Source organism: Deinococcus proteolyticus MRP, assembly GCF_000190555.1.
In the GTDB taxonomy this organism is placed as follows: domain Bacteria; phylum Deinococcota; class Deinococci; order Deinococcales; family Deinococcaceae; genus Deinococcus; species Deinococcus proteolyticus.
Genome location: NC_015161.1, coordinates 2,015,001 through 2,025,000, shown reverse-complemented (window position 1 = coordinate 2,025,000; position 10,000 = coordinate 2,015,001). Strand labels below are relative to the sequence as shown.

Genomic DNA, 10,000 nt, shown 5'->3' with positions numbered 1-10,000 from the left:
ACCGCTGCTGCCGGCCGGTACGTTCAGCTGCCCGCTGCCGGTGATGGTCTGCACCGTGACTGCGCCGCCCAGGGCGGCCACTGGCGCGGGAACGTCCACACTGGTGGTCAGGTCGTCACCGTCCAGCTCAAAGCGGGCATCTTCCAGCACCCGGATGGTCAGCAGGACGTCGCCGCCACCGGGGCCCTGTCCGGCCAGCCGCAGCCGGGCGCCGTCGCGGGTGCCCGCCGGCACGCGCAGGCTCAGGCGCCGGCCATCCACGTTGATGATTTCGTCGGAGCCCTCGAAGGCTTCACTCAGCGACACCTGCAGCTCGCCTTCCACGTTCTGCACGAAACGCCGGCCTCCGCCCTGAGCGGCGCCGCCCATGCCGCCCAGCCCACCGAACAGGTCTTCGAGGTCAATTGGTCGACCATCCGGCGAGGTGAAGCCGCCGCGGCCTCCCATGCCAGCGGCCCGGCCCCCGAACATCTCCTGGAAAAAGTCGCTGAACTGGCTGGGGTCGAACCCGCCGAAGTCGCCGCCCTGAAAGCCGCCGCCGGGGTAACCGCCGGGCGGGACCTGCCCGGTGTGGCCGAACTGGTCATAGGCCTGACGCTTCTGGGGGTCACTCAGGACTGCGTAAGCTTCCCCGATTTCTTTGAATTTCTCAGCTGCTGACTCGTCGCCTGCGTTCTTATCGGGGTGGTACTGCTTGGCGAGCTTGCGGTAAGCCGATTTGATATCCGAATCCGAAGCGCTGCGGCTGACGCCCAGCACCTCGTAATAATCCTTGTAGGCCATCTGTCTCCCTCCTCTCTTTGGTCAACGGCTCAGGGCCGGTCAGTATCTCAGGGGCTAAAGCTTGTGGATGAAGGCTTTCAGGCCGTAGGCCTGGGCAATGTCCAGTGCCGTATGGCCGCGTTGGTCGGTACGCTGGGGGTCGGCTCCGTGGGCCAGCAGCAGGTCCAGCACCTCGGTACTGGGGGCACGGGATCCGCTGCGGTAGGCCTGGCCCTCGGCGTCTACCGTGTGCAGCAGGGGCGGCCAGAAGCGGGCATCGTTGGGGTCGGCCCCACGCCGCAGCAGTTCGCGCAAGAAAGCAGGCGGCGCTGCACGCTCTACTGCCAGGTTCAGCAGTGGCAGAGCTTCCGAGTCGGGCCAGAAGTTCACGTCCTCTATGCCGCCCAGCAACGCCAGCAGCTGTTCGGCAGGAGCGCCGTGCCGCAGTGCCCAGGCCAGCGCCTGATGCTGTTTGGTTTGACTGACGCCCGCCACTTCCAGCGGTTCCCCACCTTTGAGCGCGTGGATCAGGGGGTTGCTGTCCTCACGCTGGCTCAGGCGGACATATTCTTCCTCCACCCTTGCCCGTGCCCAGCCTTCGCGGCGCAGAAACTTGAGGCTGCTGTTCAGACTGGGGTTGTTCTGAAAGCACTTGACCGGCACACGCCGAGCCAGCTCATCCCAGCCGTATTCGGCGTGCAGATGCTCCACGATGTGCTTGAGGGTCACGCCGTGCAGGGGGTCGCGGCTCACCGCCGGCCTCCTTGCACGGGCATGGGCCTCAGCCTGTGGACGTTGCGCCAGAACAGTACGGTAGTAACGCCGCAAAGAACGCCGCAGAGCAGAGTCAGCCAGAGGTTTCCTGCCGAGAAGGCACCGCGTAGGCCCTGTGCGGCCACCCCGGTTCCTGCCCCGTACAGGCTGCCCAGCCACAGGCGCTCGGTCCGCTGACTCATGCTCTAGACGCCCCTTTCCGTTGCACTTAACCCTGCTGGCTCACGACCACGCGGGCAGGGCGCACGCAGCGCTCGCCCATGCGGAAGCCCAGCTCGTAAGTCTGCACGATTTTGCCGTCCTCGCCTTCAATCACCTGAATGGCTTCGTGGTACGCAGGATCGAAGTCTTCGCCCTCTTGGCCGGTGGGTTCGAGGCCCAGGCCCGCAAAGATACTCAGTACCTTGCTCTGCACCGCCTGCATGCCGGGAATCAGCTTGGCGGGGTCTTCTGCGCCCATGCTCAGCGCGCGGGAAATATCGTCATACACCGGCATCAGGGCCTCGGCGGCCTTGCTCACGCCCTTGTTCTGGGCTTCGGCGGTCTCGGCAGCAGTGCGGGTGCGGTAGCCCTCGAAATCGGCAGCGAGTCGGCCCAGGCGGGTCTTCAGGTCGGCGTTTTCCTGCTCCAGTTCCTCGGCACGCTGACCTTTTTGCAGCTGGCCCATCATCTCCTGCACCTGAGCCATCATGTTCTCGTCCATTTCGGGGAAGCCTTCGGGCATCTCGAAATCTTCGGGAAAGTCGTCGGGCAGGTCGCTGCTGCGCTGCTTCATACCGCTCTGAGCTTCCGCGTCTGAGCCCTCGAATTGAATGTTTTCGGGCTGGTTCTTCTTGGCATCATCGGTCATATCGGACTCCTTTTTCTTGCCGAAAGGGTTGGAAAAGTTGGAAAACATGCCTTCAGCATAGGCGCTGAAGTGTGCAACGGGGGGAGGGCGGCAGCGCTGGCCGTCCCTCCCCTCCGTTCATGGGATTACTTGTTGTCGTCGGCGGGCTTGAAGTCGGCGTCAATCACGTCGTCCTGGTCCTGGGCAGCTCCGGGCTGGCCGGCGCCTTCCTGGGCGCCCGCAGCTGCGCTGTTCTGGGTCATGAAGTTCCGCAGTTCTTCTTCCAGGCGGCCCTGCACTTCAGCAATGCGGCTGTCGTCGTCGCTGCCCACGGCCTGCTCGGCTTCGTCGGCCACGGCCTTGAGTCGGTCCTTGGCGTCTTGGGGCGCAGCGGCGTTTTCGTCAATCTGCTGCAGTGCCTGCACACGCATCTGGTCCAGCGCGTTGCGCTTTTCCACGCGTTCCTTGCGGGCCTTGTCGGCTTCGGCGTTCTGCTCGGCTTCCTTCACCATGCGCTCCACATCGCTCTTGTCGAGGGTGGTGGTGTTTTCGATGGTGATGCTGGATTCCTTGCCGGTGGTCTTTTCCTTGGCGGTCACGTTCAGGATGCCGTTGGCGTCGATGTCGAAGGTCACTTCGATCTGGGCCTGACCGGCGCGCATGGGGGGAATGCCTTCCAGCTTGAAGCGGCCCAGGGACTTGTTGTCGGCGGCCATGGGGCGCTCACCTTGCAGCACGTTGATTTCCACGCCAGGCTGGTTGTTCTCGGCAGTGGTGTAAATCTCGGTCTTCTTGGCGGGCACAGCGGTGTTGCGGGTAATCATCGGGGCAATCATGCCGCCTTTGACTTCCACGCCCAGGGTCAGCGGGGTGACGTCCACCAGCACGATGTCGCCCAGGTTGGAGTCGCCCTGGATGATGCCGGCCTGCACGGCGGCGCCCAGCGCCACAGCTTCGTCGGGGTTGACCGACTCGTTGGGTTCCTTGCCAGTCAGGTCCTTCACGATGCGCTTGACGGCGGGAATACGGGTGCTACCACCCACCAGAATCACTTCGTTCAGGTCGCTGGAGCTGACGCCTGCGTCGCGCATGGCCTGTTCCACCGGCTGACGCACACGCTTCAGCAGGTCGGCGGTCAGTTCCTCAAACTTGGCGCGGCTGAGCGTGCGCTCCAGGTGCAGCGGGGTACGGGTTTCGGGGTCGAAGGTGATAAAGGGCAGCGAGATAGAGGTCTCAGAGGCGTTGGAGAGCTCAATCTTGGCCTTTTCGGCGGCTTCGATCAGGCGCTGCAGGGCCTGCTTGTCCTTGCGGAGGTCGAAGTTGTGTTCCTTGTTGAACTCCTCAGCCAGCCAGTCCACGATGCGCTGGTCAAAGTCCGCGCCGCCCAGCGAGGTGTCGCCGGAGGTGCTCTTCACCTCGAACACGCCGTCGCCCAGCTCCAGGATGGTCACGTCAAAGGTGCCGCCACCGAGGTCGAAGACCAGAATGGTTTCGTCGCCTTTGCGCTCCAGGCCGTAAGCCAGCGCCGCAGCGGTAGGCTCGTTGATCACGCGCAGCACGTTCAGGCCTGCAATTTCACCGGCCTGCTTGGTGGCTTCACGCTGCGAGTTGTCGAAGTAGGCGGGCACGGTAATCACGGCGTCGGTGATTTTCTGGCCCAGTTTGGCGGAGGCGTCGCCCACCAGCTTACGCAGCACTTCGGCGCTCACCTGCTCTGGAGCGTAGTCTTTGCCGTCCACTTCAATGCGGACGCTTCCGCCGGGGCCTTCCTTGACGGTAAAGGGGCTACGGGCGGCTTCGTCTTTGACTTCGTCCCAGCGGCGGCCAATAAAGCGCTTGACTTCAAACAGGGTGGCCTGGGGGTTCAGCGCAGCCTGACGGCGGGCGATCTGGCCCACCAGACGCTCGTCGCCTTTGTAGGCCACGACGGAGGGGGTGGTGCGGTTGCCTTCGGCGTTCACGATCACTTCGGGGCGGCCGCCTTCCATCACGGCGATGACGGAGTTGGTGGTACCCAGGTCAATTCCTACTGCTTTAGCCATGTTCAGTTCTCCTTGTGGGGGGTGAGGTTGGTCACGGCCGGGTTTCAGCCTGTGGCCGAATCAGCCTTGTTGATGCTTCGCCTAGCATAGAGGCACATTTTCTCAGTGTCAATAGACTTGAGTGTCATGCACTCATATCCCGGATTGAGCGGGTGCTCATCTGCGGCAGATGCTGGCCGGGAAAGTCACACTCTGGCAGGCAGGCGGCGCCGTACACTGACGTATGAACGCAGGCTGGCTGGGTCGCTGGTGGAAGTGGCTGGTGGGGGGGGCACTCGCCTTGCTGCTGGGCCTGACGCTGCTTTCGCCGGGTCCTAAGGAAATGCCGCTGAGCGATTTTGCCGAGCATCTGAAGGGCCGGCGGGTCGAAACGGCCGTGCTGCGCCCCGACGGTGACACCCTCGAAATCCACGGCCTGCTGGTGGGCCACAAACCCTACCAGACCCGTACCCTGCCCGGAGACCCCGAGCTGACCTTTGGTGAGTTGCAGCGGCGTGGCGTGAAGGTGGCCTATCAGCCGCCCTCTGGTATGAGCTGGCTGACAGCACTCAGCTGGCTGCTGTCGTTTCTGCTCATCGGGGTGCTGCTGTACATGCTGCTGCGCTCGCGGCAAATGGGGAGTGGCGACCCGGCAGCCAACGCTTTTGGCAAAAGCCGGGCCAGTGTAGTGAACATTGACCGCGTGGGCGTCACCTTTGCGGACGTGGCGGGCTGCGAGGAGGCCAAAGCCGACCTGCAGGAAGTCGTGGATTTCCTGCGCCAGCCCGAAAAGTACCGCGCTCTGGGGGCCCGCATTCCCCATGGCCTGCTGCTGGTCGGTCCTCCCGGCTCCGGCAAGACCCTGCTCGCCAAGGCGGTCGCCGGCGAAGCCGGCGTCCCCTACTTCGCCGTTTCCGGTTCCGACTTCGTGGAAATGTTCGTGGGCGTGGGCGCCGCCCGTGTCCGCGACCTGTTCGAGCAGGCCCGCAAAGCGGCCCCCTGCATCATCTTCATGGACGAAATCGACGCGGTGGGCCGCAAGCGCGGCACCGGCATGCAGGGCGGCAACGACGAACGCGAGCAGACGCTCAACGGGCTGTTGGTAGAGATGGACGGCTTCCGGGGAGAAGCCGACGAAGGGCAGGACATCATCATCCTGGCGGCGACCAACCGCCCGGACGTTCTGGACGCAGCGCTGCTGCGTCCGGGCCGCTTCGACCGGCAGGTGGTGGTGGACGCGCCGGACGCGGCAGGGCGGGAGAGAATCCTGCGGATTCACTCCCGCACCAAACCGCTGGACCCCGGCGTGGACCTGAGCGTCATTGCGCGGCGCACGGCAGGGATGGTGGGCGCGGATTTGGAGAACCTGCTGAACGAAGCGGCGTTGCTGGCGGCGCGGAGCGGACGGGGCCGCATCTTGATGAGCGACATTGACGAGGCGCGGGACCGGGTGCTGATGGGGCCGGAGCGCCGCAGCCTGGTGATTCAGGAGGCGGACCGCCGCATTACCGCCTACCACGAGGTGGGACATGCCCTGGCGGCCTACCTGCTCCCGCACGCCGACAAGGCCCACAAGTTGACGGTGGTGCCGCGTGGCCGGGCGCTGGGTGCAGCACTCTACACCCCCGAAGACCGCCTGCACCTGACCCGCAGCGCCATGCTGGACCGGCTGTGCGTGGCCTTGGCCGGGCACGCGGCCGAGCAGGTGGCCGTGGGCGAAATCACCACGGGTGCTGCCAACGATTTCCAGCAGGCCACGGCGCTGGCCCGGCGCATGGTCACCGAATGGGGCATGAGCGAGGTGGGGCCACTGGCGTTGGCCGAAGAGGGCGCCTCTTACCTGGGGTACGGGCCGCAGCCGACCAACTACAGCGACCAGACCGCAGAAGCGATTGACCGCGCCGTGTCCGAATTGCTCAACGGCCAGTACCGCCGCGCTGTAGACCTGCTCACCGAGCATGCCCATCTGCTGCACCGCCTGACCGACGCCCTGCTGGCCCGTGAATCGCTCAGTGGCGAAGAATTGGCGGCCATGGTGCAGGGTGCCGCGCTGCCGGCACTGGGCACGGCTTCTGCTGGAGCGTCCGGGGTCCGCCCACGGCTCAAGCCGGGGCTGGCCTGAGCGGCTTACAGTTGGCCTGGCTTCCCTTTTCCGCAGCGGTGTTCCTGCTGCTCTGCACAGGGGCACAGTTGCCTGGCCGGGAGCCGCGTTAGGCTGGCTGTCCATATGGCAGGCTGGGCGGCCGGAGCCAGAGTGGCAGCGGTCTGGTCCCGGCCGCCCAGCCTGTCCCCACTGCATCGCCCTTAGTTCACAGGAGGTCCATCATGACCCAGACCGCCATTCAGACCCGTGTTTTTCCTCTCGGCCCCGGCCAGTCGCCGCTTGACCCGGCGCTGCGGGAGGAGGTGGCGCAGTTCCTGTTCACCCATCTGGAGGAATACGGCGACGACCTGCCTGATATCCAGGCCTGTCTCGACTACGCTGGGGAGCGCGGCGGCGCCGTGTTTACTGCCCGCGAAGGCGAGCGCCTGCTGGGGGCGTCCATCACCAACCGCACCGGCATGAGCGGCTTTATTCCCGAAAACATCCTGGTGTATATCGCCGTGCACGGTGACAGCCGGGGCAAAGGTGTAGGCAAGAGCCTGATGGAAGCGGTCACCGGCAGCCTGCAGGGGTCCATCGCGCTGCATGTGGAACCGCACAACCCCGCCCGCGCCCTGTACGAGCGCTACGGTTTCACCAACAAATACCTCGAAATGCGGCTGACGCGCTGATGGCGTACATCACCCTCAACCGCGACAAGTTGGCACACAACTACGCCCACTTGCAGGCCCTGTTCGCCGGCCAGAGCATCGACTGGGGAGTGGTGACCAAGCTGTTTTGCGGCAATGAACTGTTTATCGGCGAGGTGCTGCGCCTGGGCGTACGCGAGGTGCTGGATTCGCGCATCAGCAACCTGCGCGTGATCAAGGAACTGTGCCCGGAAGCGCAGACGGTCTATATCAAGCCGCCTGCCTGGGACTACGTGGAAGACCTGGTGCGCTGGGCCGACGTGTCGTTCAACACCGAGCTGGAAACGTTGCAGCGCATTTCGGAGGAGGCAGTGCGGCAGGGCCGGGTCCACAAAGTCATCATCATGATCGAGATGGGCGACCTGCGCGAAGGCGTGATGCGCGAAGACTTGGACGCCTTCTACGCTCAGGTGTTCGGTCTGCCGGGCACCGAGGTCATCGGTATCGGGACCAACCTGAACTGCCTGAACGGCGTCATGCCCAGCGAGGACAAGCTGATTCAGCTGGGGCTGTACCGCTCTATTCTGGAACTGAAGTACGGGGTCAAGATTCCCTGGGTCAGCGCCGGCACCACCGTGACCATTCCGCTGCTCAGGATGGGACAGCTGCCGGCCAGCGTGAACCACTTCCGGGTGGGCGAGGCACTGTATTTCGGGGCGGACCTGTTCGAGGAAAGGACCTTTGAAGGCATGCACGACGATGTCCTGGAGCTGCACGCCCAGGTCATCGAGCTGTCCGAAAAGCCGATGACACCCTCAGGGCTGCTGGGCAAGAACCCCTTCGGCGTGACGGCCGAAAGCGACTACGAGCAGGGGGCCACCGCCTACCGCGCCATTCTGGACGTGGGCTATCTGGACGTTTCGCCGCAGTACCTGATTCTGGAAGACGAATCGCTGGGCGTGCTGGACGCCAGTTCTGACATGCTGGTGCTGGACGCCGGCGAGAACGGGGCCGGGCTGAGGGTGGGCGACCATGTCCGCTTCCGCCTGAAATACATGGGCGCCCTGCACCTGATGAACTCGGCCTATATCGACAAAGTGGTGGTGAACAGTGCCGGCGAACGCCTGGCCGAGCAGCCGGCCATGACCCGCGACTGACACGGATCTGGCCGCCCCCGCTTCTGCTACAGCTCGGATGTCAGCCAGGCCACCAGTGCAGCGGCGCTCTGTTCCCCGGTCAGCTCTGCCACCCGCTTGCCGGCCCACAGGCTCAGCCACTCGGGCCGGTGCTGCCGGGTGGCTTCGGCCCGCAGCGGCTGGGTCAGGGCGTTCTGGGCCGGGTAGGGAAGAACCGTGTCTACCGCTGCCAGCCGGTTGGCCAGCCCCCGCGCCAGCCGGCCCGAAGGTCCACGCGTCAGCACGGTCTTGGCTGCCTCGCCGCCCCACCGTGCCCGTTCCAGCGCTGCCCGGTAGGGCGCCGAGGTGCCGGCTTCGTGGGCCAGCAGGAAAGCAGTGCCGCACTGCGCAGCGGCGGCTCCGGCGTCCAGCGCCCGGCGAACGTCGGCCGGGGTCATCAGGCCGCCGGCGGCCATGACCGGCAGGCCCAGCTCCAGCAGCTCCCGCGTCAGCTCCAGGGTGGGGGCCAGCGCATCGGCCTGCCAGCCGCCCCGGTGTCCGCCCGCCGCGCTGCCCTGAGCCACCAGGGCATCAGGCCCGAGCTGCGTAGCCTGCTGCGCTTCTTCCCGGCTGGTCACAGTGATCCAGACCTGGGTGCCCCTCGCCTGCAACTGCTGCACCACCGCTGCCGGGGGCAGCCCGAAGGTAAAGGACACGGCTGCGGGTGGCTGGGCCAGCAGCGCCCTCAGCTGTTCGCCAAAGTCGGCGGCGTAAGGCGGGTTTAGGGCCGGGCGGGGAAGTCCCAGGTCATCCAGCGTGGGCTGTAGCGCCTCCAGGGCAGCGGCCAGCTCGGCGGCGCTGAACTGCGGCTCCGGGTCCGGCACGAACAGGTTCACCATGAACGGCTGTTCACTCCGCTGACGGATGCGGGCCATCTCTGCTGAAAGCCGTTCGCCGCTCAGGTAGCCGGCGCCCAGCGACCCCAGCGCTCCGGCCTCGCTGACCGCCGCGACCAGCTCCGGGGTGGTCACGCCAGCCATCGGGGCCTGAATCAGGGGCAGGCGGGAGGGGACAGCAGTATGTGCGGGCATGCCCGTATCTTAGTCTTAGGCCGGGTCATCCTAAGCAGGGCGCCCTACCTCACGGTCATGGCGGCGATCCGGGCACAGAATGCCGCCATGACCCTTTCTACGACGGCCCTGCCCACGGCTCATCCCAATTCTGCGCCCCGTCTGAGCATCGACATCTGGTCGGATATCGTTTGCCCGTTCTGCTACATCGGCAAGCGCGAACTGGAGCGTGCCCTGGCCGACTTTCCGCAGCGTGAGCAGGTGGATATTCGCTGGCACAGCTTCGAGCTGGACCCCAGCATCTCCGCCGATCCGGGCGGCACCCTGGTGCAGGCCATTGCAGCCAAGTACGGCCTAGACGAGGCCCAGGCTGCCGCTTCCCAGGAGCAGATCGCGGCGCGGGCGGCCTCGGTGGGGCTGGAGTTCAACTGGTGTCAGGCCCGCTTCGGCACCACTTTCGATGCCCACCGGCTGGTGCATCTGGCCGGGAAGCATGGCCTGGCAGACGCAGCGCACGAGCGGCTGATGCGCGCCTACTTTACCGAAGGTCAGCTGGTGTCCGACCCGGCTGTGCTGCGCCGTCTGGGAGCTGAAATCGGCCTACCTGCAGACGAGGTGGAGCGGCTGCTGGACGGCCACGAGTACGCCTACGATGTCCGCGCCGACGAAGCCCGCGCCGGCGCCCTGGGCATCCGG

At 65.5% G+C, this 10,000-nt stretch carries 9 protein-coding genes (2 of these 9 only partly in view); 4 read left to right on the top strand and 5 right to left on the bottom strand.

The annotated features are described in order from the left end of the window. From dnaJ to dnaK, 4 genes are all read right to left on the bottom strand, one after another. Positions 1-783, bottom strand: the 5' portion of a protein-coding gene (gene dnaJ, locus DEIPR_RS09685; RefSeq protein WP_013615649.1) for a chaperone protein DnaJ. 150 nt of this gene lie to the left of the window's left edge; 783 of the gene's 933 nt are visible here — the first part of the coding sequence; the start codon lies at positions 781-783; its stop codon lies off the left edge, out of view. Between the two features lie 54 nt (positions 784-837). Next, the gene (locus DEIPR_RS09680) at positions 838-1,515 is read right to left on the bottom strand and encodes a VF530 family DNA-binding protein (protein ID WP_013615648.1); all 678 of its coding nucleotides are present in this window, start codon (positions 1,513-1,515) and stop codon (positions 838-840) included. A gap of 229 nt (positions 1,516-1,744) precedes the next feature. Then, positions 1,745-2,434 carry a nucleotide exchange factor GrpE gene (locus DEIPR_RS09675; protein ID WP_013615647.1) on the bottom strand — a complete coding sequence of 230 codons (690 nt, stop codon included), beginning with the start codon at positions 2,432-2,434 and terminating at the stop codon, positions 1,745-1,747. Positions 2,435-2,511: 77 nt separating this feature from the next. After that, positions 2,512-4,407 carry a molecular chaperone DnaK gene (gene dnaK / locus DEIPR_RS09670; RefSeq protein WP_013615646.1) on the bottom strand — a complete coding sequence of 632 codons (1,896 nt, stop codon included), beginning with the start codon at positions 4,405-4,407 and terminating at the stop codon, positions 2,512-2,514. 223 nt (positions 4,408-4,630) lie between these two features. Here dnaK and ftsH point away from each other — a divergent pair, with 223 nt between their 5' ends. The 3 genes from ftsH to DEIPR_RS09655 all read left to right on the top strand — a co-directional run bounded on the left by ftsH (position 4,631) and on the right by DEIPR_RS09655 (position 8,276). Next, the gene (gene ftsH / locus DEIPR_RS09665) at positions 4,631-6,508 is read left to right on the top strand and encodes an ATP-dependent zinc metalloprotease FtsH (RefSeq protein WP_013615645.1); all 1,878 of its coding nucleotides are present in this window, start codon (positions 4,631-4,633) and stop codon (positions 6,506-6,508) included. A gap of 203 nt (positions 6,509-6,711) precedes the next feature. Continuing rightward, positions 6,712-7,161: a GNAT family N-acetyltransferase gene (locus DEIPR_RS09660; protein WP_013615644.1), complete on the top strand. Its 450-nt coding sequence runs from the start codon at positions 6,712-6,714 to the stop codon at positions 7,159-7,161. Further along, on the top strand, positions 7,161-8,276 hold the full coding sequence (locus DEIPR_RS09655; protein ID WP_013615643.1) for an alanine racemase: 1,116 nt from the start codon (positions 7,161-7,163) through the stop codon (positions 8,274-8,276). The genes DEIPR_RS09660 and DEIPR_RS09655 overlap by 1 nt, the downstream gene beginning before the upstream one ends. A 26-nt stretch (positions 8,277-8,302) precedes the next feature. Here DEIPR_RS09655 and DEIPR_RS09650 read toward each other — a convergent pair whose 3' ends face one another. Then, positions 8,303-9,325: an NAD(P)H-dependent flavin oxidoreductase gene (locus DEIPR_RS09650; RefSeq protein ID WP_041222080.1), complete on the bottom strand. Its 1,023-nt coding sequence runs from the start codon at positions 9,323-9,325 to the stop codon at positions 8,303-8,305. 87 nt (positions 9,326-9,412) lie between these two features. On the opposite strand from DEIPR_RS09650, the gene DEIPR_RS09645 reads away from it, so the two are divergent. Beyond that, on the top strand, positions 9,413-10,000 hold the 5' portion of the coding sequence (locus tag DEIPR_RS09645) for a DsbA family oxidoreductase (RefSeq protein WP_169310688.1). The gene runs 201 nt beyond the window's last position; only the first 588 of its 789 coding nucleotides appear in the window; the start codon lies at positions 9,413-9,415; its stop codon lies beyond the right edge, outside the window.

Bases quoted from the DNA above. Each gene is read 5' to 3' on its own strand.
- DEIPR_RS09675 (WP_013615647.1), bottom strand. From the start codon at position 2,434: ATGTTTTCCAACTTTTCCAACCCTTTCGGCAAGAAAAAGGAGTCCGAT.
- dnaK (WP_013615646.1), bottom strand. From the start codon at position 4,407: ATGGCTAAAGCAGTAGGAATTGACCTGGGTACCACCAACTCCGTCATC.
- ftsH (WP_013615645.1), top strand. From the start codon at position 4,631: ATGAACGCAGGCTGGCTGGGTCGCTGGTGGAAGTGGCTGGTGGGGGGG.
- DEIPR_RS09660 (WP_013615644.1), top strand. From the start codon at position 6,712: ATGACCCAGACCGCCATTCAGACCCGTGTTTTTCCTCTCGGCCCCGGC.
- DEIPR_RS09655 (WP_013615643.1), top strand. From the start codon at position 7,161: ATGGCGTACATCACCCTCAACCGCGACAAGTTGGCACACAACTACGCC.
- DEIPR_RS09650 (WP_041222080.1), bottom strand. From the start codon at position 9,325: ATGCCCGCACATACTGCTGTCCCCTCCCGCCTGCCCCTGATTCAGGCC.